Genomic DNA, 25,977 nt, shown 5'->3' with positions numbered 1-25,977 from the left:
CGCTTCGGGTAACTTTGCAACCACCAGAAGCTTGAAGGTGGTGCCCAGAGACGGAGTCGAACCGCCGACACGAGGATTTTCAATCCTCTGCTCTACCGACTGAGCTATCTGGGCGACGAGGTGAATTAAATAGATTTCCGGACCGCTCGTCAACGACTTTTTGAAAAAATTTTAAATTAATTCCGTCGCTTACGATTTTTGGGGTCATTCGGCCGGCGGAACGTAGCCTTCGGCCTGAGCGTATTCTTCGCCGGCGAAAAACTTGTCCATCTCAGCCTGGAGGAATTTGCGGTCCTCGGCGTTCATCATGTTCAGGCGCTTCTCGTTGATCAGCATGGTCTGGTGCTTCTGCCAGTCGGCCCAGGCTTTCTGCGAGATGTGTTCGAAGATGTACTGGCCCTTGGCACCGGGATAGGGCGGGCGTTCCAGGCCTGGCAGTTCTTCTAGGTATTTGCGGCACATCACGGTGCGGGTCATCGGGCGTCTCCTGCGATCAGTTCGTCGGCCGCGCGTTCAAGCAGCTTTTTCACCGGGGCGGCGAGGCCCAGGCGCGGCGGGGTGGCGAGGTTATACCAGAGCCAGTCGGCCTCGGCCACGTGCTCGCCGACCGGGTCGACGTGCACGAGCCAGGGCTCGATCGCCAGCTGGAAGTGGCTGAAGGTATGGGTCAGGCCGTCCATGGCGTGGCGGCCAGCCAGGCGCAGGCCGTGCTGGTAGGCCAGGTCGTCGAGCTGGGCGATGTCGTCCAGCTCCGGGAGGCTCCACAAACCACCCCACAGGCCGCTGGAAGGGCGGCGGTAAAGCAGGATGGCGCCTTCGTGGTTGGCCAGCAGTGGCATCAGTGTGCGCCGTTGCGGCAGCGCCTTGCGCGGTTTGGGCTCGGGGTAGCGGGTTTCTTCGCCGTGCAGGTGCGCTTCGCAGCCGCGCTGCAACGGGCAGATCAGGCAACTGGGCTTGCTGCGCGTGCACAGCGTGGCGCCCATGTCCATCATCGCCTGGGTGTAGTGGTTGGCGCGTTGTTGCGGGGTAAAGCGCTCGGCGGTGGCCCATAGCTGGTTGGCAACCTTGGGTTCGCCGGGGTAGCCCGCCTGGGCGGTGTAGCGTGCCAGCACGCGCTTGACGTTGCCGTCGAGGATCGGCGCGCGGATGCCCATGCTGATGCTGGCGATGGCGCCGGCAGTGGAGCGGCCAATGCCGGGCAACTCGGTAAGCTGCTCGACACTGCGCGGGAATTCGCCGCCATGTTGCTCGACGACGACCTTGGCGGCCTTTTGCAGGTTGCGTGCGCGGGTGTAGTAGCCCAGGCCCGTCCACAGGTGCAGCACTTCGTCCTCCGGTGCTTCGGCCAGGGCTTGCACGGTTGGCAGGGCCTGCATGAAGCGGTCGAAGTAATTGAGCACGGTGCTGACCTGGGTCTGCTGCAACATGATTTCCGACACCCACACCCGGTACGGCGTGATGCCCTGTTGCCAGGGCAGGTCGTGCCGGCCATGCTCGTCATACCAGTCCAGCACTGCGCTGGAGAACTGCTCGGGGCTCATCGGTTGAACAGCCCCTTGAGCGCGTCTTTCAGTTCCGGGCTCACTTTGTCTCCAAGTTTTTCGTCAAGTTTTTCATCGATCTTGTCTTTCAGGCGGTTACCGGCCAGCTTGGCGGCAACCTTGCCCAGGCCGTTCTGGTCGAGGCGACAGGCCTTTGCGCCGAGTTCCAGCGGACCACGGCAGCGCAGGGGGACTTCAACACCCACATAACGTTCGTTGACCTGGCAGGCCGGGTCCGGCATGGCACGCTGGTCGCCTTCGACGACTACGCCGATGTTGTAGTCCATGCCCAGCACGCGCAGGTCGAGGTCACCATGGCCATTGACAGTCAGGCCCGGTATGCGCGCCTTGAGGTCCGGGTTGCTGGCGACGCCATTGCGTACCACCAGGCTGCCGCGCAGTTCCTGGAACGGGGTGTCCTTGCCGCGTGGTTCGCTGCTCAGCGTCTTGCGATTGAGCGTGGCGATGGCTTGGCACAGCTGCTGTTCCAGGTTGGCATTGACCAGCACGCCATCGTTGATGGCGAAGTTTGCGCTGCCGTTCAGGGTGTCGACCAGTGCTTTCTGGCTGTTACCGGTGGCTGTCAGATCACTGGTCAGGGTCAGCAGGCCCTTGACCGGCGGCGTCTGTTCCTTGCCTTCGGCCTTGATGAAGTGTTCCACCGGCACCCGCTGGATATTGGTGTTCACACCCAGCTGTGGCACGGCAGGGCGCACGTCGACCGAGCCCTTGGCTTCGAAGGTGCCGTTGTACAGCGCTCCGCGCAGGGTTTGCAGGGTCAGCAGGCCGCCTTGGCCAACGGCCTTGAGCTGGGCGCCCTCGATCGGCAGCTTGTCCAGGGTCAACGAGCCGAAGGCCAGGTCGGCCTGCAGGTCGAGGGCGCGCAGGCGGTCGACCGGTAGCAGCTTGTCGTCGCTCCATGCCACTTGCGTTGGGGCGTTGGGCAGTGGCGTGGTGCCGGCACCGGCTACGGCGCTGGCCTCTTGTTGCTTGACCTCGGCCTGGCGCGCAGCGGTGGCGCCCTTGGCTTCTTCGCTTTTGGCCGGCAGGTAGCGGTCGGCGTCGAATGTGTCGCCCTTAAGCTGCAGGCGCAGGGCTTGTTTGGCGAAATCTTCGACGGCCACGCGGCCGCTGAAGGTGCTGTCGTCCAGCTTCACTGCCAGGTCTTCGAGGGCCAGGCTGCTGGGCGTCCCCTGCAGGCGGGTCACCAGCTCCAGCTTGGCGAAGGCGGCCGGGTCATTGGTGGCCGGCAGCGGGTGGCCGATGCTTTCAAGGAAGGTGCGCAGGTTGAACTGGGCGATGGACAGGCCGCCGCTCAGCTGGGGTGCCTTGTCCAGATCACGCAGGTTCAGCTCACCGAGGGCGCGCAGTTGGTTGGCCGAAACTTTCAGGCCGTTCCACGAGGCGACATTGGCGGCCAGGTCGACCAGCAGTTGGCCTTGTGCGGCGAAGGTCACGGTCTTGCCGCCGGTAGGCTCACCCGAGGTCTCGCCCGACAGGCGCATGTCTTCGAAGTTGTAGCGCTTGAGCTTGCGGTCGAAACGCAATTCGCCAGCCAGCTCGGTGCGGGCCTTGATGCTCGGTTGGCTGGCGCTGATGAAGGCGCTGGCCTTGAGCGCAATGTTTGCGCCTTCGTGGATCGGGCCGGTGCTCAGCTGGATGCTTTCGGCGCTGTAGCTGTGGCCGGTCTTGGCATCGGTGTACTGCACGCGGGCGTTGTTCACGGTCAGGCTGTCGATGTCCAGCTTGATGGCGCGGTCGTTGCTGTTGGTGGTCGCAGGCGTCTGCTCGGCAGGTGCCTGTGCGGATGCATCGGTGCTTGCGCCATTCTGCGCGGGCAGCGGCTTGCCGATGTCCTCCCAATTGCCATGGCCCTGTTCGTCACGCGCCAGGGTCAGGTTCAGGCCCTCGACACGTACGTCGCTCATTTGCACTTCGCGGCGTAGCAGCGGCAGCACACGGACTGAAAGGCCAAGCATCTGCAGGTCGGCGAACGGTTCCTTGGGTTTGTTCAAGGTAGCGATGCTGGCTTCGTGCAGCTCCAGGCCCAGCCACGGGAACAGACTCCAGCCGATGTCACCGTTGAGGGTCAGTTCGACGTGCGCCTTGTCGCGTGCCAGCTGGCGAATCTCGTCTTTGTAGTCGTTGGGATCAAAGAGGTGGGTCAGGGCGAAGCCCAGCGCCACGATGATCAGCAGTAACCCGAGAAGCCCCAGTCCCAGGATTTTGCCGAACGCTTTCATGGGCGAGTCCTTTTAGTCCGTTAGTGAGTTCAGGCGGCAGAGTATAACGCTGTAGCGGTTACCCCTGCTTGTACGACTAGAGATGTAGGAAATTCCTACGCCTGTATCAGAGGGTACGGCTTTCGACAGCTTAATATTGAGCTTTTGCCGGGGACATGACCGATTCAGTCAGGCAAAAATGGACGATGGCAGATTGCTTTCATTCTGCTTGATGCTGCTACCCTTGCGCCGCTTCGCGAGCACCCTCCCTATAACAAGGATCAGATTCATGACCAGTACCGTCGCGACGGGAACCTTGGCCAGTGAGCCAGGCTTCCTGTCGAAGGAACGCATAATCGCCCGCCCGGGCTTCAACCGCTGGCTGGTCCCGCCAGCTGCCCTGGCCATTCACCTGTGCATCGGTATGGCCTACGGCTTCTCGGTATTCTGGTTGCCTTTGTCGCAAGCCCTGGGGATCACCGCCCCCGTCGCCTGTGCGGCAGACATGGGCTTCATGGCCCGGATGTTCAGCGCCGAATGCGACTGGCCAATCTCGATGCTGAGCTGGATCTACACCCTGTTCTTCGTCTTTCTCGGCTGCTCGGCGGCGGTGTTGGGCGGCTGGCTGGAGCACGCCGGCCCGCGCAAGGCTGGCCTGGTGTCGGCCTTGTGCTGGTGCGGTGGCATGCTGCTTTCGGCGATAGGTGTGAAAACCCATCAGCTGTGGCTGATGTGGCTTGGTTCCGGCGTGATTGGCGGTATCGGCCTGGGCCTGGGCTACATCTCACCCGTGTCGACCTTGATCAAGTGGTTCCCGGACAAACGCGGCATGGCCACCGGTATGGCGATCATGGGCTTCGGCGGCGGGGCCATGGTCGGGGCGCCGCTGGCCACCGCGCTTATGGGGCATTTTGGCAATGAGCACGAAGTTGGCGTATGGCAGAGCTTTGTCGCCATGGCGGCGATCTACTTTGTGTTCATGACCGCTGGCGCCCTGGCGTATCGCGTACCACCGACCGGCTGGAAGCCTGAAGGCTGGGCTGCGCCGTTGAAGAATGCCAGTAACGCCATGGTCACCGACCGCCACGTGCACGTCAGTGTGGCCTGGAAGACCCCGCAGTTCGCGCTGATCTGGCTGGTGCTGTGCCTGAACGTGTCGGCGGGCATCGGCATTTTGGGCATGGCGTCACCGCTGCTGCAGGAAGTGTTCGCCGGTAAATTACTGGGCAACGAACTGACTTTCAGCCAGCTGAGCACTGCGCAGTTGGCGCAGATTGCCGCGATCGCCGCCGGCTTTACCGGCCTGCTGAGCCTGTTCAACATTGGCGGCCGGTTCTTCTGGGCATCGTTCTCCGATTACATCGGCCGCAAGAACACCTACTTTGCCTTCTTCGCCTTGGGCGTGGGCTTGTACAGCCTGGTGCCGAACATGGGGCACCTGGGCAACGTGGCGCTTTTCGTGGCAGCGTTCTGCATCATCCTGTCGATGTATGGCGGTGGTTTTGCGACGGTGCCGGCCTACCTGGCCGACCTGTTCGGCACGCAGATGGTGGGTGCCATCCATGGCCGCCTGCTGACCGCCTGGGCGGCAGCGGGGGTGCTGGGGCCGGTGCTGATCACCTACCTGCGCGAGTATCAACTGGCAGCGGGCGTGGAGCGGGCGGCGGCTTATGACATGACCTTGTACATCCTCGCGGGTCTGCTGGTGCTGGGCTTTATCTGCAACATGCTGGTGCGCCCGGTGGCCGACAAGCACTTCATGAGTGATGCCGAACTGGCGGCCGAGCGGGCGTTGAGCCATGACAAGGGCGCCGACGGGGCGCGGTCGCTGGAGTGGAAAGCGGCGCCAGGCAGCTTGCCACTGGTGCTGCTGGCTTGGGCGGTGGTGGTTGTGCCGTTGGCCTGGGGTGTCTGGGTGACCTTGCAGAAGACCGCTGTGCTGTTCCATTGATCAGCAGGGGGGGGGGCGCGTTGCGCCCCCCCCTTTCGCCACTGCAGGAGCGGGCTGCTGTGCTTGTATAGACCTGTAGCAGCATCCAGCCCGCGTAAAACCTGGCTTTGCCATATGTCATCCGCGTTTCAAGCTGGCGCGTTCTGGGCCTATAATGAAACCCTTTTCGCCCAATGATTTTGCGGAGCTGGTGATGGTTGAACGTAAGGCTTCCGTCGAGCGCAATACCCTGGAAACCCAGGTCAAGTGCTCGATCAACCTCGATGGCAGTGGCAAGGCCCGATTCGATATCGGTGTGCCCTTCCTTGAACACATGCTGGACCAGATCGCCCGCCATGGGTTGATCGATCTGGATATCGAGTGCAAGGGTGACACGCATATCGACGATCACCATACCGTCGAAGACGTCGGCATCACCCTGGGCATGGCATTCGCCCAAGCCATCGGTGACAAGAAAGGTATCTTCCGCTACGGCCACGCCTACGTGCCGCTGGACGAAGCGCTGTCACGCGTGGTCATCGACTTCTCTGGCCGCCCAGGCCTGCAGATGCACGTGCCGTATACCCGTGCAAGCGTTGGCGGCTTCGATGTCGACCTGTTCCAGGAGTTTTTCCAGGGCTTCGTCAACCACGCCCTGGTAACCCTGCATATCGACAACCTGCGTGGCCACAACACCCACCACCAGATCGAAACCGTATTCAAGGCTTTCGGCCGCGCCCTGCGCATGGCCATCACCCTCGACGAGCGTATGGCCGGGCAGATGCCTTCCACCAAAGGGTGCCTGTAAATGCAAACGGTAGCCGTAATCGACTATGGCATGGGTAACCTGCACTCAGTGGCCAAGGCGCTTGAGCACGTAGGTGCCGGTAAAGTGCTGGTGACCAGCGATGCCTCAGTGATCCGCGAGGCCGACCGCGTGGTGTTCCCGGGCGTGGGCGCGATTCGCGACTGCATGGCCGAGATCCGCCGCCTGGGTTTCGACAGCCTGGTGCGCGAAGTCAGCCAGGACCGCCCGTTCCTCGGCATCTGCGTCGGTATGCAGGCGCTGCTCGAGCACAGTGAGGAAAACACCGGCGTCGACTGCATTGGCCTGTTCCCTGGCCAGGTGCGCTTTTTCGGCAAAGACCTGCAAGAAGAGGGCGAGCACCTGAAGGTGCCGCACATGGGCTGGAACGAAGTCAGCCAGACCATCGACCACCCGCTGTGGCACGACATCCCTGACCGCGCACGTTTCTACTTCGTGCACAGCTACTACATCAATGCCGGCAAGCCGGGCCAGGTGGTGGGTCGCGGTCACTATGGCGTCGACTTTGCCGCAGCGCTGGCCGACGGTTCGCGTTTTGCCGTGCAGTTCCACCCGGAGAAGAGCCATACCCATGGCCTGCAGCTGCTGCAGAACTTCATCGCCTGGGACGGGCGCTGGTAAATGAGCAGGTCGAAGACCAAGGCCCCGACCATCACCCTGGCCCCCGAGCAGGAGCGCGAAGCGCTCGACACCTTGAAGCGTTTTCTCGAAGACCGCTTCGAGCTGCAGTTGGGGTCGTTCGAGGTGGCCGAGGTCCTCGAGCTGTTCAGCAAAGAGATTGCACCCCATTACTACAACAGGGCGATTGCCGATGTTCAGCTGCACCTCAAGGAGCGGTTCGAGAGCATCGAAAGCGACCTGTGGGCACTCGAGAAGCCCTGAAACCCAACAAATAGACAGGTTCCCAAGATGCTGATTATCCCCGCTATCGATCTGAAGGACGGTGCTTGCGTGCGCCTGCGCCAGGGCCGCATGGAAGACTCTACGGTATTTTCCGACGACCCGGTGAGCATGGCCGCCAAGTGGGTCGAGGGTGGCTGCCGCCGCCTGCACCTGGTCGACCTCAACGGCGCCTTCGAAGGCCAGCCGGTCAATGGTGAAGTGGTTACCGCCATCGCCAAGCGCTACCCGAACCTGCCGATCCAGATCGGCGGCGGTATCCGTTCGCTGGAAACCATCGAACACTACGTCAAGGCTGGCGTCAGCTACGTGATCATCGGCACCAAGGCCGTCAAGCAGCCCGAGTTCGTCGCTGAAGCGTGCAAAGCCTTCCCGGGCAAGGTCATCGTCGGCCTGGACGCCAAGGACGGCTTCGTCGCCACCGACGGTTGGGCTGAAGTCAGCTCGGTGCAGGTCATCGACCTGGCCAAGCGTTTCGAGGCCGATGGCGTCTCGGCAATCGTCTACACCGACATCGCCAAGGACGGCATGATGCAGGGCTGCAACGTGCCCTTCACCAAGGCACTGGCTGAAGCCACCCGTATCCCGGTGATCGCCTCGGGTGGCATTCACAACCTGGGTGACATCAAGGCCCTGCTGGACGCCAAGGCCCCGGGCATCATCGGCGCCATCACCGGCCGTGCCATCTACGAAGGCACCCTGGATGTCGCTGAGGCCCAGGCCTTCTGTGACAATTACCAAGGCTGAGGACTGAACCATGGCACTGGCCAAGCGCATTATCCCTTGCCTGGACGTGGACAACGGCCGGGTGGTCAAGGGCGTCAAGTTCGAGAACATCCGTGATGCCGGCGACCCGGTGGAAATCGCCCGTCGCTACGACGAGCAAGGTGCCGACGAAATCACCTTTCTCGACATTACCGCTAGCGTCGATGGGCGCGATACCACGCTGCATACCGTCGAGCGCATGGCCAGCCAGGTGTTCATCCCGCTGACGGTTGGTGGTGGCGTGCGGACCGTGCAGGACATCCGCAACCTGCTCAACGCCGGTGCCGACAAGGTCTCGATCAACACCGCCGCGGTGTTCAACCCAGAGTTTGTCGGCGAGGCGGCGGAGCGTTTCGGTTCGCAGTGCATCGTTGTCGCCATCGATGCCAAGAAAGTCTCCGGGCCAGGTGAAGCGCCGCGCTGGGAGATTTTCACTCACGGCGGGCGCAAACCGACCGGGCTGGATGCAGTCGAGTGGGCGAAGAAGATGGAAGGCCTGGGCGCTGGCGAGATCCTGCTGACCAGCATGGACCAGGACGGCATGAAGAACGGCTTCGACCTGGGCGTTACCCGCGCTATCAGTGATGCGCTGGGGATTCCGGTGATTGCCTCGGGGGGTGTGGGTAACCTGCAGCACCTGGCAGACGGCATCCTGGAAGGGCATGCCAGCGCGGTGTTGGCGGCCAGCATCTTCCACTTTGGCGAGTACACAGTGCCTGAAGCCAAGGCTTACATGGCTTCGCGCGGGATCGTCGTTCGCTGATCCATTGATCGGGGCTGCTTTGCAGCCCTTCGCGGGCACGCCCGCTCCCACAGAGATCTCAGCAAACCTGGACTGCCCCCCAAGAGTTGGATTGGTGTCCAACTTCTTGGGGGCAGTCCAAACCTGTGGGAGCGGGCGTGCCCGCGAAAGGGCCGCGAAGCGGCCCCAATTGCCTCAACCGTGGTTCTTGCCGAGCAGTGCGTGGTAAAGCTCGGTATCCCCGAGTATCCCCACCACCCTGTCGTTATCCTGCAGCACCAGCTTGTTGCCGGTTTGATAACGAATCTGCAGTGCCTCACGCATGCCGATGTCGGCGTGCACCACGGTCGGCCTGCGCTCCAGCAGTTCCACATCTTGTCCTGGTGCCCATTTCTGCATGTCCAGCCCGTTCTGGCCTTGGCGTGCACGCTTGAGCGCGCCGCCTTCGCCAAGGTCCAGCCACGAATCGATACCTGGGTCCAGGCACACCGAGCCATTGACCCGCTTGCAGTTGTCCAGGCTGCGCATCAGGCTGCGCCCGCACAGCACGTTCAGCGGGTTGGTATGGGCGACGAAGGTGCGCACGTATTCGTCAGCCGGGTTCAGCACGATCTCCTCCGGCTTGCTGTACTGGATGATCCGACCGTCTTTCATGATCGCAATGCGGGTACCCAGTTTCAGCGCCTCGTCCAGGTCGTGGCTGACGAACACGATGGTTTTGCTCAGCTTGGCCTGCAGGCCAAGCAGCTCATCTTGCAAGCCCTGGCGGATCAGTGGATCCAGGGCCGAGAACGGTTCGTCCATCAGCAATATGTCGGCATCCATCGCCAGCGCCCGGGCCAGGCCCACGCGCTGCTGCATGCCGCCAGAAAGCTCATCTGGCTTCTTGTTGCGCCACTGGGTCAGGCCCACCAGCTCAAGCTTCTCGTCGACCAGCTTGCGCCGTTCCTTTTCCGGGCGACCCTGCATTTCCAGGCCAAAGCTGATGTTCTCGCGCACCGTCAGCCAAGGCATCAGGGCAAACTTCTGGAACACCATGGCAATGCGCTTGGTGCGCATCATCTTCAGCTCGGCCGCGGAGCAGTTGGCAATGTCGATGTGCTTGCCTTCGTGCTCGACGAACAACTTGCCACGGCTGACGGTGTTGAGGCCGTTGATGCAGCGCAGCAGGCTCGACTTGCCCGAGCCGGATAAGCCCATCAGCACGCAGATCTCGCCTTTGTTGATATCGAGGTTGGCCTTTTCGACACCCACCACCAGGCCGGTCTGCTTGAGGATCTGCTCGCGGGTCTGGCCTTGGTCCAGTAGCGCCAGTGCCTCGCGCGGTTTGTTGGAGAAGATGACGTCGACGTCTTCGAAACGAATGATGCTCATGCCTCACCCCTTACCGGCAGTTCCGGTTGCTTGCAGATACGGTCGAGCATGATTGCCAGCAGCACGATCGCCAGGCCCGCTTCGAAGCCCAGGGAGATATCGGCGGTGTTCAGTGCGTTGACCACAGGTTTGCCCAGGCCATCAGCGCCAACCAGGGCGGCAATGACCACCATCGACAGCGACAGCATGATGCATTGAGTGACACCGGCGGCGATGCTTGGCATCGCGTGCGGCAGTTCGATACGGGTAAGCAGCTGACGACGCGAGCAGCCAAAGGCCTTGCCGGCGTCCATCAACTCTTGCGGCACGTCGCAGATGCCCAGGTAGGTCAGGCGAATGGGCGCGGCGATGGCGAACACTACGGTGGAGATCAGCCCCGGCACCACGCCCAGGCCGAACAGGGTCAGGGTTGGGATCAGGTAGACGAAGGTGGGCACCGTCTGCATCAGGTCGAGCACCGGGCGCATGGCGGTATAGAACATCGGCTTGTGCGCGGCGAGGATGCCCAATGGCACGCCGATCACCACACATACCACTGTGGCGAAGGTGACCTGCGCCAGGGTCTCCATGGTTTCCTGCCAGTAACCCAGGTTGAGGATCAGCAGGAACGACAGGGCGACAAATGCGGTCAGTGCCCACTTGCGCTGGATGAAATGCGCCAGGGCGGCGAACAGGGCGATAAGCACGAACGGGTTGAAGAAAGTCAGGGCGCTGGTAACGCCGTGGATCATGAACTCCAGGCCTTGCGCGATGGCGTCGAAGTAATTCGCGCCGTTCTGGGTCAGCCATTCGACGAACGACGCGATGTACTGGCCCAGGGGTATTTTCTGATCGATAAGCATGATAGCGAGCTTCCACCTGCATAGATTGAAATCAACCCGGGGCAGGCACGGTCCTGCCCCGAGGTAGCGCTACTGCGTAGTTCGTTATTGCGTAAGCTTGGCCTTGACCGCCTCCAGGCCAGGTTTGCCATCCACGGTGGTAACGCCGGCCAGCCAGGCATCCAGCTTGCCTGGGTTGTCCTTGATCCATTTCTTGGCGGCGGCTTCGGGTTTCATCTTGTCGTCCAGGACATAGCCCATCATGGTGCTTTCATCCTTGAGCTCGAACGACAGATTCTTAAGCAATTGGCCAACGTTGCTGCATTCCTGCGTATATCCCTTGCGGGTGTTTGTCAGCACGGTCGCCTTACCGAAGTCGGGACCGAAGAATTCGTCCCCGCCGGTCAGGTACTGCATCTTGAAGCGGGTGTTCATCGGGTGTGGCTCCCAGCCGAGGAACACCAATGCCTCGCCGCGTTTCTGCGCGCGGTCAACCTGCGACAGCATGCCCGCCTCGCTGGACTGCACGATCTTGAAACCGGCGTCCTTCAAGCCAAAGGCGTTCTTGTCGATCATGCTCTGGATGGTGCGGTTACCGTCGTTACCCGGTTCGATGCCGTAGATCTTGCCGTTCAGTTCCTTCTTGAACTTTGGAATGTCGCTGAAATCCTTCAGGCCCTTGTCGTACAGCGCCTGGGGGACTGCCAGGGTGTACTTGGCGTTTTCCAGGTTGGCGCGCACGGTTTCTACCGTGCCGGCATCGCGGTACTGCTTGATGTCGTTCTCCATGGTCGGCATCCAGTTGCCGAGAAACACGTCCAGGTCCTTGCCGGTGGCCAGCGACTTGTAGGTCACCGGTACCGAGATCATGGTGGTGTGGGTTTTGTAACCCAGGGCTTCGAGCACAACGCTGGTGGTCGCGGTCGTGACTGTGATGTCGGTCCAGCCGACATCGGAGAAGCGTACAGTCTGACATTGCTCGGGTTCGGCTGCTTGGGCCAGCAATGGCGCGGACAGCAACGCAACCAGCAACAGCGAGGGTGAACCTTTCATGGATGGACTCCTGAGATATTGTCTTCGGGTTCGCGTGGGTCGCCGGGCTTTCTGAGGGTCCGGTCGACCAGGCCTGCAGAGGGCAGGATGCGTGGCCGTGCTTTACGAGTCGCTTTCGATAATCCTCCAGCGCCGGGCAATCGCCTACTGGTGGGGTCGTATCCAGTACGGAACGGGTCGTATCCAGTATGGGCGATGTCGCTTATGGATTTTTCCACCCCCTCGTACGCATTTTTGCGTCACCAGGCCGCTGGAAAACGGCGCGGTGAGCGCAGTTCCTGGTTGAAAACAGCGCGGCGCTGCTGGACAAAAGTACGTCGGTTGCAGACGGCGAGGTGGGCGGTAAAAGCCCGATGATGCTGGCATTCAAGGCGGCCCGCTGTTTGAGCCTAGCAGCTACCCCGCCCTGCGCATGGCGCGCAGAGACAAGCCCAGCAAGAGGTGATTCGACAATGGCCATCAGCGTGTTCGACCTGTTCAAGATCGGTGTCGGGCCCTCCAGCTCCCACACCGTCGGCCCCATGCGTGCTGGCGCCCTGTTCGTTCAGGGCCTGCGAGAACGCGGTGAGCTGGAGCGTGTAAAACGGATCGAAGTGCGCCTGTATGGCTCGCTGTCGGCCACCGGTATCGGCCATGGCACCGACAACGCCACCATCATGGGCCTGATGGGCGAGTGGCCTGACGCCATTGACCCGACCCAGATCGTGCCGCGTATAGCCGACCTGCGCGAAACCAACACCCTGCAGCTGGATAGCCGCTTGCCCATCGAGTTTGTCTGGGCCCGTGACATGCTGCTGCTGGACGAGAACCTGCCGTATCACCCCAACGCCATGACCCTGATTGCCGAAGGCGAGCAGGGCGAGTTGCACCGCGACACCTATTACTCGGTGGGCGGCGGCTTTGTGGTCGATGCAGCCCAAGCCGCCAGCGGTGTGTTGGATGCTGACCAGACGGTGTTGCCGTACGACTTCAACAGCGCCGCCGAACTGCTGCGCCTGTGCAAGCAAAACGACCTCAGCGTGTCGCAATTGATGATGGCCAACGAGAAGGTCTGGCGCAGCGAGGAAGACATCCGCGCTGGCCTGTACAAGCTCTGGGAAGCCATGCAGGAATGCGTCAACAACGGCCTCAAGTACGAGGGCACGCTACCCGGCGGGCTGAACGTGCGCCGGCGCGCCGCCAAGCTGCACCGCAGCCTGCAGGAAATTGGCAAGCCCAACGTGATCGGCTCGACCATGAGTGCCATGGAGTGGGTCAACCTGTTCGCCTTGGCAGTCAACGAAGAAAACGCCGCCGGTGGGCGCATGGTGACCGCGCCTACCAACGGCGCGGCAGGCATCATCCCGGCAGTGCTGCATTACTACATGCGTTTCAGTGATGAGGTTGATGAGTCCAGCGTTGTCGACTACTTCCTGGCCGCCGCCGCCGTGGGCATCCTGTGCAAGAAGAACGCCTCGATCTCTGGTGCCGAAGTGGGTTGCCAGGGGGAAGTCGGCTCGGCCTGCGCGATGGCCGCAGCAGGCCTTGCCGAAGTACTCGGCGCCACCCCGGCACAGGTTGAGAACGCCGCTGAAATTGCCCTGGAACACAACCTTGGCCTGACCTGCGACCCGGTGGGCGGGTTGGTGCAAGTGCCCTGCATCGAGCGCAACGCGATTGCTGCCGTGAAGGCCATCAACGCGGTGCAGATGGCGTTGCGCGGCGATGGTGAGCACTTCATTTCCCTCGACCAGGTAATCCGCACCATGCGCGATACCGGGGCCGATATGCACGACAAGTACAAAGAGACCTCGCGCGGCGGCCTGGCGGTCAGCGCTATCGAGTGCTGATTTGCTGATCTGACCTTCAAGGCGTCTTCGCGGGCAAGCCCGCTCCTACAGGAACGGTGAAATCCCTGTAGGAGCGGGCTTGCCCGCGAAGAGGCCCTTGAGGTTGATGCAGGTGCAACACAACCGCCAATGCCTCTTTATGGTGCGGTGGCACGCTACCGATCGTCGGATGTCGCGATCAGTGTGAGGGTTGTCGGTGACACTTAAAGGTGTCGCTTCTGGGAAACCCACGCGGCGCGTGTCACTAAACTGCTCAACCGTTACAGGCAACGCGCTAGCTCGCCTGTTCTGGACGACTGGCCAACACGATGCAAGCACTTGAAATGCCCAGTAAAGGCGTCGTTTTCAGGTTTTTTTGGATAGCCGTTCAATTTTAGGCACGGCGTTTGCGTTGAGATTGGCAAGCCTACCCCCGGAAAATGACCGAGGGGTCATAACAAGAAATAAGTGCCCGCCTGAGGCACACCCTGCATTTGTGTGAGGAGAAATCGCGATGACGTCGTACACCTCCGGGAATCCAACCCAGAACCGCACAACACCCCAGTCCATCGGGTTTCTTCTATTGGACAATTTCACCCTGATTTCCCTGGCATCGGCGGTCGAGCCGCTGCGCATGGCCAACCAGCTGTCTGGCCGTGAGCTGTATCGCTGGCACACGCTGACGATCGATGGCGGCCAGGTGTGGGCCAGCGATGGCCTGCAAATCACACCGGATGCCGCAATCAGCAATGCTCCGCCCATCGACACCGTGATTGTCTGTGGTGGTGTTGGCATCCAGCGCTCCGTCACCCGTGAACACGTCACCTGGCTGCAAGCCCAGGCCCGTCAGTCGCGCAGGTTGGGTGCCGTGTGCACCGGCAGTTGGGCACTGGCCTGCGCCGGCCTGCTCGACGGCTTCGATTGCAGCGTGCACTGGGAATGCCTGGCCGCGATGCAGGAAGCCTTCCCGCGGGTGAACATGAGCACCCGCCTGTTCACCCTTGACCGCAACCGCTTCACCAGCTCCGGTGGCACCGCGCCGCTGGACATGATGCTGCACCTGATCAGCCGTGATCACGGCCGCGAGCTGTCGGCGGCGATTTCCGAGATGTTCGTCTACGAGCGTATTCGCAACGAGCAAGACCACCAGCGCGTGCCGCTCAAGCACATGCTTGGCACCAACCAGCCGAAGTTGCAGGAAATCGTCGCGTTGATGGAGGCCAATCTGGAGGAACCGATCGACCTGGACGAACTGGCAGTGTATGTGGCGGTTTCGCGACGCCAGTTGGAGCGCCTGTTCCAGAAGTACCTGCACTGCTCGCCGTCGCGCTACTACCTGAAGTTGCGCCTGATCCGTGCGCGGCAGCTGCTGAAGCAGACGCCGATGTCGATCATCGAAGTGGCATCGGTGTGCGGCTTTGTCTCGACCCCGCACTTCTCCAAGTGCTATCGCGAGTACTTCGGCATTCCGCCGCGTGACGAGCGCGTGGGGTCCAACACCGCGCAGCAGGTGGCCATGATGCCGATTCCGCAGGCCATGACCCTGTCGCCGCACAGCGGGCCGATGGCGGCCCTGAGCCAGGCACGCAACGAGTCGACCTTTGCCAGTGTAAGGCTCTGACACCGAGTCGACTTTTTCGCGGGACAAGCCCGCTCCCGCAGGTCACCCGCTGAGCTTGAGCCAGCGGTGATCCTGTGGAAGCGGGCTTGTCCCGCGAAGGGTCCGGTCCTGGGTAAATGAATTACGCGCGTTTGTTGAACTGCGCCAATGCCGGCAACAGTTGCTTGTCGATGGCCTGGCGCACCGCCGGCAGGATCGTCGCACTACCGGTGTACATCTGCTCCACCATCCCCTTCAGCGCCCGTGCATTGGGCTCGGTCAGCCCACGCACCACCGCTTCGCAAGCCTGCTCGGCACTGGCTCCTGCAGGAATATCGAAACCGCGCGAGCGCAGGTGGCCGGCGAGGTCGTCCTGATCAATCAAATCCGCATGCATCATGGCTGTTGTCCCTTTTATCGCTAAGAGAGTGCTGCTGTGATTTACGACCGATTCTGTGACGTGCGCGACAGCCTCGCAAGGACAGAATGTCGCCATGGCTGCTTTGGCTAAGAACAGGTCGTTTACGACTAAATCCCCTGCCAGGCAAGCACGCACACTGGAGCCATTCACGGTACAGAGGGTTTGGTCACCCTCGCTCACGCACAGTGGATGTTGCTCGCTCTTGGCCCCGGTAGCTCACGGCTTTCCGGGGTTATTTTTATTCCGCCAGACTCCCCTATACATTCATACACCTAGCATTTATGTCAGGTGACGGACTGCAGAAATTTGTGCTCTTTTGTGGCAGATGGATTCCACAGGAGCGGAAAACGTGAAAAAGAATATCTGCATGATCATTGTCCTGGGCGCGACCTTGATAATGGCTTCATGTTCGTCATCTACCCCGCAAACGAGTACTGTTGCGAGTGTTGTTCCGCAGCTGTTTACACTGCAGCCTACTCAAAACCGCCAGATGCTTCAGAAAACAGCAAAAGGTCATCTAAAAACTTTGTTGTCCGACCCCGCTAATGAAGAATTCACGCTAGTGAATGTTGATGCATCATTGATTGGAGGGAACACTGAAAATATAGCTATAACACTGCCGAATCGAAAGGCTGAGAAGTTTAACCGGCGGAACTTCAGTGTCTTGGCTGATGGGTACGAAGGATGGGTTGGCTATCAGCCTTCAAAGTGGAAGGCAGGCCGCTCAGGGGCGGAAGCAGAAATTGATTTCGATCCTGAGTATTATATGTCAATCATTCGCCTTGGTAATCAGTTGGCAGGCAATTTTTTGGTGGATGGCCAGCGATACCGATTGGTTTATATCGGTTCAGATACGCACGTGCTGATCAAGGTTGATGAGTCAAAGTTACCCTCTGAAGATGCACTGGGCGTAGACGTTGGGTTTCCGGCATCCCCTGCTCTAGAAGAATCGCAGCAGGTCTCGTCTGCCTACAGTATAATAAGGCTGCTATTTGTAAGTACAGTGCAGTCTCGCGCGAAAAATCCAAACTATCGTGCTGATTTGATGCTAGGGTTGCAGGATGTAAATCAAATTGCAAAAAATAGCAAGGTGGATATTACTTACGAGTTTGCGGGGTTTATAGATTCTGCTATTGACGAAGTGGGGAAAGACTTTGGAACGCTCCTCAATGAGGTTCAATATAATAATCCCGCTGTCAATGCCAAAAGGGTGGAGCTTAGGGCTGATCTAGTCTCGATGTACGTTGCCAATAGTGAGTTTTGCGGCGCGGGTAAGCCGTCGAGTAATAAGACGCAAGGCTTTTCGGCGATTAATTGCATTACCTCGTTAGCCCACGAGATCGGCCACAACTTTGGCATGACTCATAACTGGGATGGGCAAAGTGATAATTATATCCATGGATATCGCTACGCTCCGGATGGGGGGAACCTCAGATTCCGAACTCAGATGTCTGCTAACTGTAGCCCGACATGTCCGAGAGTACCGTTTTACTCCAATCCGCGGCTGAGTTATCAAGGACAACCTCTGGGAACTGTCGCACATCATGATGTCGCCCGCGCGATCAACGAGCGTAGGGCAAGTATAGAGAGTTTCTACCCTCCCATGCCGGGAGTGCTTAAAAATAAAGGTCGGCTGGATCAAGGTTCCACTCACCCCTGCCTGCAGGATTTTGCCGGATCAAGTATCCAGTTCGTCGCATGCTCTCCTGGCCCCCAGCAAAAATGGACGTTAGAGCCGTGGGGCGAGGCGGGTACGTTCAGGATTGTGGCTCCGGGCGGTAAATGTATGGTCGCGCGGGCTGATAATTATGTTTTGGCTGAGTCATGCCCTGCAACAGTCAAAGATGGTCTTCTCTGGATGGTATCAGCGCAGCCCGATCATACCTTGAAAATACAGAGTTATAATCGCAACCTTTGCCTAGGCTCTCAGCCCAGCTTGAAGCCGGGGCCTGAGTTATTGACATGTGATAACGGTAGGTACCAAAGCTGGATAAATCTCGATATCCCACAATAACCGAGGCCTAGCGAGCAGCCATGGTCTGACTGCTCTCGTTGGTATCAACTAGGAATCTTTATCACACGGCCTGTAAAGGCTGGCGTTGGTAAATCCCGTTGGTCATCGACCACGCTTTGTAGTCGATGGGTGCTGGATTCTCCAAATGGCTTTGCCTTTGGCCCCGCCAGGTCCACATGTAAAAGCAATTGCTCACTGGCGGCCAACGCCTCGTCAAAACCTGATCGATGCAAGCTGTGATACAAGTGCAGTCGCTTTTTATCGAAGCCGATGATCTGCGTCTGCACCCACACCTCGGTGGCCAGCTTCACCTCGTGCAGATAATTGATATGCGCCTCCAGCGTGAACAGCGAATTACCGCTTTGCCCTCGGCTGTCGGCGTCCAGGCCAATGCGCTCCATCAGCGCATCGGTCGCGTAGCTGAAGATCAGCAGGTAGAAGGCATCCCGCAGATGCCCGTTGTAATCGACCCAGTCCTCTTGGACCGTGGTGCGGTAGGTGATCAGAGCAGGCATCTTGGTCTCCTTAATCGCCGAACGACATGCCGTGGCTGGCCTTGCTGGTCTTCACCGCTTCCAGCACCGCCAGCAGGGTGTCGTCGCGGTAGCGCTCCAGTGCGGCGATGCTGTGCTCGCCCAGTTGCTCGGAAGTGCCGTCTACCACGTCGTCGATCAGCTTGTCGGTCAGCTCCGGTGCCGGAAGGTACGTCCAGGGTAGCTTCAGAGCCGGGCCGAACTGCGACATGAAATGGCGCATGCCGGCATCGCCACCGGCCAGAGTATAGGTAAGGAACGTGCCCATGAACGACCAGCGCAAGCCTGCGCCGAAGCGGATCGCGTCGTCGATTTCGCCGGTGGTGGCCACGCCGTCGTTGACCAGGTGCAGGGCCTCGCGCCAGAGCGCTTCGAGCAGGCGGTCGGCGATGAAGCCTGGCACTTCCTTGCGCACATGCAGTGGGCGCATGCCGAGTGCGGTGTAGATGGTTTTGGCGGCTTCAATGGCTTCGGGTGAGGTGCGGCTGCCGCCGACAATCTCGACCAGCGGCAGCAGGTACACCGGGTTGAACGGGTGGCCGACAACGCAGCGCTCCGGGTGAGTGGACGACTCGTAGAATTCGCTTGGCAGCAGGCCCGAGGTACTGGAACCGATGATTGCGTCAGGCTTGGCTGCGGCGCTGATTTTTGCGTGCAACTCAAGCTTGAGGTCCAGGCGCTCTGGCGCGCTTTCCTGGATGAAGTCGGCGTCGTGCACGCATTCCTCGATGGTTGCCACGAACTTCAGGCGGTCTTGCGATGCGCCAGGGGCCAGGCCTTGTTTTTCCAGTGCCGGCCAGGCGTTGGCGATCCGTTTGCGCAGTGCCTGTTCGGCGCCGGGCGCCGGGTCCCAAGCCACCACGTCCAGGCCGTGGGCGAGGGCGCGGGCGACCCAGCCGCTGCCGATCACGCCGCTACCCAGGGCGGCGAAGGTTTTGATTTCAGTGATAAAGGGCATAGCTAGTCCTCAGGGTAAAACACAGTCATCAGGGTTAATGGCTAACCCTGTGGGAGCGGGCATGCCCGCGAACACCGGCGCGGCCGGTGCCATCCATCGCGTTGCCTGCTTCGCGTTCACGCCCCCTCCCACGGGGTCTTCGGCGCATTTGCGATCGTTGAAAGGATCAGCGGCGCTTGAGGTTCATTTTTTCCCGGCCTTCTGCCGGGCTGAGCACGCGGCCACCCATGCGGGTGATGATCTCGCTCGCGCGTTCCACCAATTGGCCGTTGCTGGCCAGCACCCCACGGTCCAGATACAGGTTGTCTTCCAGGCCCACCCGCACGTTGCCGCCCAGCAGCACTGCCTGAGCGGCCATCGGCATTTGCATGCGGCCGATGCCGAAGCCTGCCCAGGTGACGTTGGCGGGCAGGTTGTCGACCATGGCCTTCATGGTGGTGGTGTCGGCCGGTGCGCCCCAAGGGATGCCCAGGCACAGTTGGAACAGCGGGTCTTCGAGCAGGCCTTCCTTCATCATTTGCTTGGCGAACCACAGGTGGCCGGTGTCGAAGATTTCCAGCTCGGCCTTCACCCCCAGTTCGGTAATGCGCTTGGCACCGGCGCGCAGTTGGGCCGGGGTGGACACGTAGATCGAGTTGCCATCGCCGAAGTTGAGGGTGCCGCAGTCGAGGGTGCAGATTTCCGGCAACAGTGCTTCGACATGGGCCAGGCGCTCCAGCGGGCCGATCAGGTCGGTGCCCGGGCCGAACGCCAGCGGCGTTTCACCCGGGCCGATTTCCAGGTCGCCGCCCATGCCGGCGGTGAGGTTGACGATGATGTCCACGTCGGCTTCGCGGATACGCTCCATGACTTCGCGGTAGAGGTTTACATCTCGGCTGAAACGGCCGGTCTGCGGGTCGCGGACGTGGCAGTGGACCACGGTGGCGCCGGCCTTGGCGGCCTCTACGGCGGATTCGGCGATCTGTTTGGGGGTGACCGGGACCAGGTGGCTTTTCGAGGCGGTGTCGCCGGCGCCGGTGAGGGCGCAGGTGATGATGACGTCGTGGTTCATGGCGGGTTCCTTGTATGGTCAATGCTGGCCTCTTCGCGGGCAAGCCCGCTCCTACAGGGAGCCGTGATGGCCCTGGCGAGCGCGTTACCTGTAGGCGCGGGGGTTACCCGCGAAAGGGCCGGATCAGTTGGCGGTAAGCTTGAGGTTGTCCGCAGCCGGCTTGCCATCGAAGGTGGTCACACCCTCAAGCCAGCGGGCCTTGTCCTCGGGGTGGTCCTTGAGCCACTGGCGGGCCGATTCCAGCGCGTCTTTGTGGTCAAGCAGTGGCTGCATCATGCGGCTCTCGTCCTCGGCGCTGAACTTCAGGTTGGCCAGCAGGCGGTGGGCATTGGGGCAGCGTTCGGCATAGTCCGGAGCCGTCACCGTCCACACCGTCGCACGGCCTTCGTCAGGGCCGAGCGCATCCTGGCTGTCACCCAGGTAGGCCATGTCGATGTTCACGTTCATCGGGTGCGGCGCCCAACCAAAGAACACCACGGCCTCCTTGCGCCGCACTGCGCGGTCGACGGCGGCGAGCATGCCGGCCTCGCTGGACTCGACCAGCTGGAACTTGCCCAGGTCGAACTGGTTCTTGGTGATCATCGCCTTGATCTGGGTATTGGCGCCGGAACCCGGTTCGATGCCATAGATCTTGCCGCCCAGCTCTTTCTCGAACTTGTGGATGTCGGCGAAGGTCTTCAGGCCCTTGTCGTAGAGGTATTTCGGCACGGCCAAGGTGGCGCGCGCGTCCTCCAGGCTTGGCTTGTCCAAAACCTTGACCTGGTTGGCATCGACGAACGGGGTAATGGTCTGGGTCATGATCGGGTTCCAGTAACCCAGGAACATGTCCAGGCGTTTGTCGCGTATGCCGGCGAAGATGATCTGTTGCGAGGCACTGGTCTGTTTGGTCTGGTACCCCAGGCCGTCGAGCAGTACCTGGGCCATGGCGCTGGTGGCAATGACGTCGGTCCAGTTGACCACGCCAAGGCGCACGTTTTTGCAGGCGGCGGGCTCGGCGGCGAAAAGCGGGGTGGCGACGATGCTGCTCAGGGCAAGGGGCAACAGGCTGCGGCGGATCAAGCTGTGCATGGTGGCTCTCCATCGGCAGTGCATATTGTTATTGAGGGCGGCCTCTGCGGACCGTGTGAATACGCTACGCTGGCGCTACCTTGCCCAAGCGCACGCTAGCGACAGGAATTAGCACCGGGGCGACCAGTTTCTGTGGAGGAGAGGATGATGGAGACGATTGCCTTTCTGTTGGTGCCCGGCTTTTCTGCCATGGGGTTCATTTCGGCGGTGGAGCCGCTGCGGGTGGCCAATCGTTTTGGTGGGCAGTTGTACCGGTGGCAGGTGCTTAGCCTGGACGGTGAGGCGGTGCTGGCGAGCAATGGCATGTCGATCAATGCCGATGCCGCCCTGGGGGAGGGCGAGCCGGCCAACATCCTGCTGGTGGTCGCGGGCTTCGAACCACTGGCCAATGTCGCACCCAAACTGCTGCATGCGTTGCGCCGGCTCAACCACGAAGCTGTCATGCTCGGGGGCATCGATACGGGCGCGATGGTGCTGGCCGAGGCAGGGCTGCTCGAGGGCTACCGGGCGACATTGCATTGGGAGGCGCTTGAGGCATTCAAGGAGCGCTACCCAGGCCTTCAAGCTACCCAGGAGCTGTTCGAGATTGACCGCAGCCGCATCACCTGTGCCGGCGGAACGGCCTCAATCGATTTGATGCTGCACCTGATTGCCCAATCTCACGGCAGCGAACTGGCGGTCAAGGTGTCCGAGCAGTTCGTGCTGGGTCGTATCCGTCAGCGCCAGGACCACCAGCGCATGCAGATCGGTGCGCGTTATGGCATCAGCAACAAGAAGCTGGTCCATGCCATTGGAGAAATGGAAAAACACATCGAGCCACCGCTGACTACGCTGGAACTGGCTGCCGCGATCAAGGTGACACGGCGTCAACTGGAGCGTCTGTTTCGCATGCACCTTGATGCAACACCGAGCGGTTTCTATCTTGGGTTACGGCTGGACAAGGCGCGCCAGCTGTTGGCCCAGACCGACATGTCGGTGACTGAAGTCAGCCTTGCGTGCGGGTTTGAACTGCCATCCTATTTCACGCGGCGCTACAAGCTGAGGTTTGGACGGTGCCCGCGGGAAGAGCGACGGCCCAGCGGTACAAAGTGAGCTTCAATCCAGTTCTCGCTCGAGAATGGCCCTTAGCTTTTCACGATTCCTTGCTTGCAGATCCTCGCGAAGCGGGGCGAAACCCGCTGCATTGAAGCGTGCACCCAGATGGTCAAATACCAGGTTCAACTTTCTGGTGGGCTCGAGCGGGTCGGTAATGCAGTAGGCATAAAACAGGATCGCAACCGGGACATGGTCCCCTTCATGGTCCATTTCAATACTTAGATGTGAAGAGGCGTTCATGACGGTGAAGGTACGCGTACCTGCCGATTGCAGAGCGGCTTGAACATTCTCTTCGAGGCTCTTGAACCAAGGTCCTTTCTCGCGGGGCGGGGGGAGATAGCCACTGTAAACATCGCTTAACGCAAGCAAGTTCGGCTCATACACGATGGTTCTATGAGTATGTTCGAACAGGGTGAATTTCAATGATTGCAAGGTGGCGCGAGCGACAGTGAACCATTGCTGAGGCTGGGTTTCCATCGAGTATTTTTCATTGGCCACTGCTTGTGAATAACGCAGGCATAGCTGCAAATCTTCCCATGTATCGAGTGTCAGCCAGGGCGCAGGCTTGATGCTTAGCCGCTCCTCGAATATTCGGGTATCCAGGCTCGTATCACCCATATGGCATTGCTCCTTGATGGATGCAGATGACCAGAACCGGGTACCAGCGCGCTCTGGTACCCGGCCTCGCTAATCAGATAGCGAGAAACGCGCCGAGGTCGCCTTTGATCTTCTCATTCACAAGGTCACGTGCAGCGTCGAAGTGACGAACGCTGAACGTGCCTTGTTGCGAAGCGCGATAGACGCGGGTAGAGGTTTTGTCGACCTTGCGCGTCAGGGCGCCTTCACGCTCGACTTTCGAGTCGTAGCTGGCCTGGAAGCTGGTCATGTGCATCGCAGGCAGGCCTTGTGGCGTCATTTCGCACTGGGCGACCACGAAGTTGCTCGATTTGCCGGTTTCGCTATGGCTGTGCTTTTCCAGGTGCGCCTTGACTTCCGGTTTCTGCACGACAATTTGCAGAACACGCCGGGCGCAGGCGGCGCGACGAGGGTCCGCGGAGACGCTGATGGTGACGGACTTGGTAATCAGCTCTGCCAGGGTCAGGTTGTCCTCATCAATGGCATCTTCGGCATGTGCTGCGCCCGTCATGGTCCAGCCAAACTTGATCAGGCCATCGTTGTAGAAGTTGTACCACTCGCGCTGCTGGGTCTCCTTGTCGAACTTCTTGTTGGCCAGTTCGGTCATCAAGCGCATGCCGGCCAGGATGTCTTCTGCAATGTTGGCAGGCACATTGTCAGCGAAGATGCAGATGGTCTGGCCGGTAGCGGCTACGCGCTCTTGACCCTCTTTGCGGATTTTTTCCATTTCAACTTTGATGTCAGCCACTTTGTAATTCCTTGATAGTTGTGAGTTCCAAGACACACATGGTGAGCACGTGGTCTGAGGGCACTATCGAGTAATTACGCAGGGGGCATCAGCGGCATGTTGTTCCTCTGGAGTTGATCCTTCACTCGCGCGTGCTGATCAATCTTCGGGTGCCGGCTCGTCACTGTTTTGCGAGCCCAGGCTGCGCAAATACTCCGCTCGCTCATCGCTGCGCTGTGCAATGCAGCTGTTCCAGGCGATCTGGTAGGCGTTGCTGCCGGGTTGTTCAGCATGGGTTTCGACCTTGCAGTCTGCATCGCGCAGTTGGCTCCAGACTTTCTCGGCTGCCTCTATTCGCGACATCAGGCCTGCCTCGTCGCCGAACTGATCACGCATGCGCGCAACCAGGTCGTCATAGGCCGACTGCAGCTCACGCTCGGCGACCTGTTTGTTGAATGCTGCACAGGCGAAGGTTTGCTGGTCGGTCTCCACATTGTCGCAAGGTGTGCTTTCTTCCTCACCGGCCTGGGCCCCGCTCACGATGGCCAGCAGCACCAGCCATGCCATTGATTTCATCCGTTTTCTCCTCAACAGGCTGTCGAATCGCAGGGATTCTCGCTCAGCCAGAGGTCAGGTGGTAGCTCCCTGACCAAATGTTCATGTACCGGCCGCAAATGTCGTTATCGAGACTGTCTCTCATCCCCGGAACACGCGCCAGACGCGCTCTTGTCGCGCATTGACGCTTTCGGCAAACCCCCTGTCGTTTTTGCACCGGGGCGCCTCGGGGCACAGGCATATGCTGGCCTCAAAGCGCCGGCAGAAGGTTTGGCGCGACCCAACTCTATAAAAGGGGACAGCCTGATGAGCCCAGCCGAACTACACGCCGACAGCATCGTCATCGATGGCCTGATCATCGCCAAATGGAACCGCGAGCTGTTCGAAGACATGCGCAAAGGCGGCCTCACGGCGGCCAACTGCACGGTGTCGGTCTGGGAAGGGTTCAAGGCTACCGTCGATAACATCGCGTCCAGCCAGAAGCTGATCCGCGACAACAGCGACCTGGTGATGCCGGTGCGCACCACCGCCGACATCCGCAAGGCCAAGGAGCTGGGCAAGACCGGCATCCTCTTCGGCTTCCAGAACGCCCATGCGTTCGAGGACCAGATCGCTTATGTGGACGTGTTCAAGCAGCTGGGCGTGGGCATCGTGCAGATGTGCTACAACACCCAGAACCTGGTGGGCACCGGCTGCTACGAGCGTGACGGCGGGCTGTCCGGCTTCGGTCGCGAGATCGTTGCCGAGATGAACCGTGTCGGCATCATGTGCGACCTGTCCCACGTCGGCTCCAAGACTTCCGAAGAAGTCATCCTCGAATCGAAAAAGCCGGTGTGCTACTCGCACTGCCTGCCTTCGGGCCTGAAGGAGCACCCGCGCAACAAGTCGGACGAAGAGCTGAAGTTTATCGCCGATCACGGCGGTTTCGTTGGCGTCACCATGTTCGCGCCGTTCCTGGCCAAAGGCATTGACTCGACCATCGATGACTACGCCGAGGCCATCGAGTACACCATGAATATCGTCGGTGAAGACGCCATCGGTATCGGTACCGACTTCACCCAGGGTCACGGCCAGGACTTCTTCGAATACCTGACCCATGACAAGGGCTACGCCCGCCGCCTGACCAACTTCGGCAAGATCATCAACCCACTGGGCATTCGCACTGTCGGCGAATTCCCCAACCTCACCGAGACCTTGCTCAAACGCGGCCATTCCGAGCGCGTGGTGCGCAAGATCATGGGCGAGAACTGGGTAAACGTCCTCAAGGATGTCTGGGGCGAGTAAGCCGCTCTCCAAGCCTGATAGCCCCTGCCAGCAACGCCGGGGCACCCACAAAA

At 60.4% G+C, this 25,977-nt stretch carries 25 protein-coding genes and 1 tRNA gene; 11 read left to right on the top strand and 15 right to left on the bottom strand.

Annotation, left to right across the window (positions count from 1 at the left end):
• Positions 1-38: 38 nt before the first annotated feature.
• From ACF8FG_RS12700 to ACF8FG_RS12685, 4 genes are all read right to left on the bottom strand, one after another.
• Positions 39-114: transfer RNA gene (locus tag ACF8FG_RS12700), tRNA-Phe, on the bottom strand.
• A gap of 90 nt (positions 115-204) precedes the next feature.
• Positions 205-477: an oxidative damage protection protein gene (locus ACF8FG_RS12695; protein ID WP_014589365.1), complete on the bottom strand. Its 273-nt coding sequence runs from the start codon at positions 475-477 to the stop codon at positions 205-207.
• Entirely contained in the window at positions 474-1,541 is a 1,068-nt protein-coding gene (gene mutY / locus ACF8FG_RS12690) for an A/G-specific adenine glycosylase (RefSeq protein WP_010951654.1), read from the bottom strand. The genes ACF8FG_RS12695 and mutY overlap by 4 nt, the downstream gene beginning before the upstream one ends.
• Complete coding sequence (locus ACF8FG_RS12685) at positions 1,538-3,784, bottom strand: AsmA family protein (protein WP_318082055.1); 2,247 nt, start codon at positions 3,782-3,784, stop codon at positions 1,538-1,540. Before ACF8FG_RS12685 ends, mutY begins: the two co-directional genes overlap by 4 nt.
• 268 nt (positions 3,785-4,052) lie before the next feature.
• Here ACF8FG_RS12685 and ACF8FG_RS12680 point away from each other — a divergent pair, with 268 nt between their 5' ends.
• From ACF8FG_RS12680 to hisF, 6 genes are all read left to right on the top strand, one after another.
• Positions 4,053-5,714: an OFA family MFS transporter gene (locus ACF8FG_RS12680; RefSeq protein ID WP_014589368.1), complete on the top strand. Its 1,662-nt coding sequence runs from the start codon at positions 4,053-4,055 to the stop codon at positions 5,712-5,714.
• Between the two features lie 193 nt (positions 5,715-5,907).
• Entirely contained in the window at positions 5,908-6,501 is a 594-nt protein-coding gene (gene hisB / locus ACF8FG_RS12675; RefSeq protein ID WP_003255736.1) for an imidazoleglycerol-phosphate dehydratase HisB, read from the top strand.
• On the top strand, positions 6,502-7,140 hold the full coding sequence (hisH, locus tag ACF8FG_RS12670) for an imidazole glycerol phosphate synthase subunit HisH (protein WP_014589369.1): 639 nt from the start codon (positions 6,502-6,504) through the stop codon (positions 7,138-7,140).
• Positions 7,141-7,401 carry a DUF2164 domain-containing protein gene (locus ACF8FG_RS12665; RefSeq protein ID WP_003255734.1) on the top strand — a complete coding sequence of 87 codons (261 nt, stop codon included), beginning with the start codon at positions 7,141-7,143 and terminating at the stop codon, positions 7,399-7,401. It abuts the gene before it with no gap.
• Positions 7,402-7,428: 27 nt separating this feature from the next.
• Complete coding sequence (gene hisA, locus ACF8FG_RS12660; RefSeq protein ID WP_003255731.1) at positions 7,429-8,166, top strand: 1-(5-phosphoribosyl)-5-[(5-phosphoribosylamino)methylideneamino]imidazole-4-carboxamide isomerase; 738 nt, start codon at positions 7,429-7,431, stop codon at positions 8,164-8,166.
• A gap of 10 nt (positions 8,167-8,176) precedes the next feature.
• Positions 8,177-8,947, top strand: coding sequence for an imidazole glycerol phosphate synthase subunit HisF (gene hisF / locus ACF8FG_RS12655; RefSeq protein WP_014589370.1), 771 nt, complete (start codon positions 8,177-8,179; stop codon positions 8,945-8,947).
• A 174-nt stretch (positions 8,948-9,121) separates the two neighbouring features.
• On the opposite strand, the gene choV is transcribed toward hisF, so the two are convergent.
• From choV to ACF8FG_RS12640, 3 genes are all read right to left on the bottom strand, one after another.
• A complete protein-coding gene (gene choV / locus ACF8FG_RS12650) occupies positions 9,122-10,300 on the bottom strand; it encodes a choline ABC transporter ATP-binding protein (RefSeq protein ID WP_010951660.1) in 1,179 nt (392 codons plus the stop codon).
• Positions 10,297-11,145: a choline ABC transporter permease subunit gene (gene choW / locus ACF8FG_RS12645; RefSeq protein WP_172830946.1), complete on the bottom strand. Its 849-nt coding sequence runs from the start codon at positions 11,143-11,145 to the stop codon at positions 10,297-10,299. The genes choV and choW overlap by 4 nt, the downstream gene beginning before the upstream one ends.
• A gap of 81 nt (positions 11,146-11,226) precedes the next feature.
• A complete protein-coding gene (locus ACF8FG_RS12640; RefSeq protein WP_014589371.1) occupies positions 11,227-12,174 on the bottom strand; it encodes a choline ABC transporter substrate-binding protein in 948 nt (315 codons plus the stop codon).
• A 452-nt stretch (positions 12,175-12,626) separates the two neighbouring features.
• On the opposite strand from ACF8FG_RS12640, the gene ACF8FG_RS12635 reads away from it, so the two are divergent.
• Entirely contained in the window at positions 12,627-14,003 is a 1,377-nt protein-coding gene (locus tag ACF8FG_RS12635) for an L-serine ammonia-lyase (protein ID WP_014589372.1), read from the top strand.
• Between the two features lie 493 nt (positions 14,004-14,496).
• Positions 14,497-15,603: a GlxA family transcriptional regulator gene (locus ACF8FG_RS12630; RefSeq protein WP_011953240.1), complete on the top strand. Its 1,107-nt coding sequence runs from the start codon at positions 14,497-14,499 to the stop codon at positions 15,601-15,603.
• Between the two features lie 121 nt (positions 15,604-15,724).
• Here the strand turns inward: ACF8FG_RS12630 and ACF8FG_RS12625 are convergent, their stop codons facing one another.
• On the bottom strand, positions 15,725-15,982 hold the full coding sequence (locus ACF8FG_RS12625; RefSeq protein WP_014589374.1) for a hypothetical protein: 258 nt from the start codon (positions 15,980-15,982) through the stop codon (positions 15,725-15,727).
• A 370-nt stretch (positions 15,983-16,352) separates the two neighbouring features.
• Between ACF8FG_RS12625 and ACF8FG_RS12620 the strand changes: the two genes are divergently transcribed.
• Complete coding sequence (locus ACF8FG_RS12620; protein WP_223279146.1) at positions 16,353-18,017, top strand: reprolysin-like metallopeptidase; 1,665 nt, start codon at positions 16,353-16,355, stop codon at positions 18,015-18,017.
• 44 nt (positions 18,018-18,061) lie between these two features.
• On the opposite strand, the gene ACF8FG_RS12615 is transcribed toward ACF8FG_RS12620, so the two are convergent.
• The 4 genes from ACF8FG_RS12615 to choX all read right to left on the bottom strand — a co-directional run bounded on the left by ACF8FG_RS12615 (position 18,062) and on the right by choX (position 21,627).
• On the bottom strand, positions 18,062-18,532 hold the full coding sequence (locus ACF8FG_RS12615; RefSeq protein WP_014589376.1) for a thioesterase family protein: 471 nt from the start codon (positions 18,530-18,532) through the stop codon (positions 18,062-18,064).
• 10 nt (positions 18,533-18,542) lie between these two features.
• On the bottom strand, positions 18,543-19,508 hold the full coding sequence (locus tag ACF8FG_RS12610) for an L-carnitine dehydrogenase (RefSeq protein WP_014589377.1): 966 nt from the start codon (positions 19,506-19,508) through the stop codon (positions 18,543-18,545).
• Positions 19,509-19,674: 166 nt separating this feature from the next.
• Positions 19,675-20,559, bottom strand: a complete 885-nt coding sequence (locus ACF8FG_RS12605) for a 3-keto-5-aminohexanoate cleavage protein (protein WP_003255710.1) — start codon at positions 20,557-20,559, stop codon at positions 19,675-19,677.
• A gap of 123 nt (positions 20,560-20,682) precedes the next feature.
• Entirely contained in the window at positions 20,683-21,627 is a 945-nt protein-coding gene (gene choX, locus ACF8FG_RS12600) for a choline ABC transporter substrate-binding protein (RefSeq protein WP_014589378.1), read from the bottom strand.
• Positions 21,628-21,771: 144 nt separating this feature from the next.
• Here choX and ACF8FG_RS12595 point away from each other — a divergent pair, with 144 nt between their 5' ends.
• Positions 21,772-22,719: a GlxA family transcriptional regulator gene (locus tag ACF8FG_RS12595; RefSeq protein WP_019436921.1), complete on the top strand. Its 948-nt coding sequence runs from the start codon at positions 21,772-21,774 to the stop codon at positions 22,717-22,719.
• A 3-nt stretch (positions 22,720-22,722) separates the two neighbouring features.
• Here ACF8FG_RS12595 and ACF8FG_RS12590 read toward each other — a convergent pair whose 3' ends face one another.
• From ACF8FG_RS12590 to ACF8FG_RS12580, 3 genes are all read right to left on the bottom strand, one after another.
• Entirely contained in the window at positions 22,723-23,340 is a 618-nt protein-coding gene (locus ACF8FG_RS12590; protein ID WP_076402447.1) for a hypothetical protein, read from the bottom strand.
• Between the two features lie 73 nt (positions 23,341-23,413).
• Entirely contained in the window at positions 23,414-24,106 is a 693-nt protein-coding gene (locus ACF8FG_RS12585) for a hypothetical protein (RefSeq protein ID WP_020193117.1), read from the bottom strand.
• A 138-nt stretch (positions 24,107-24,244) separates the two neighbouring features.
• On the bottom strand, positions 24,245-24,661 hold the full coding sequence (locus ACF8FG_RS12580; protein WP_019436922.1) for a lysozyme inhibitor LprI family protein: 417 nt from the start codon (positions 24,659-24,661) through the stop codon (positions 24,245-24,247).
• A 285-nt stretch (positions 24,662-24,946) separates the two neighbouring features.
• Between ACF8FG_RS12580 and ACF8FG_RS12575 the strand changes: the two genes are divergently transcribed.
• Positions 24,947-25,924: a dipeptidase gene (locus tag ACF8FG_RS12575; protein ID WP_003255700.1), complete on the top strand. Its 978-nt coding sequence runs from the start codon at positions 24,947-24,949 to the stop codon at positions 25,922-25,924.
• Positions 25,925-25,977: the final 53 nt, after the last annotated feature.

This window comes from Pseudomonas sp. YQ_6 (genome assembly GCF_043103245.1).
GTDB lineage: Bacteria > Pseudomonadota > Gammaproteobacteria > Pseudomonadales > Pseudomonadaceae > Aquipseudomonas > Aquipseudomonas alloputida.
This window is presented reverse-complemented; position numbering and strand designations above follow the sequence as displayed.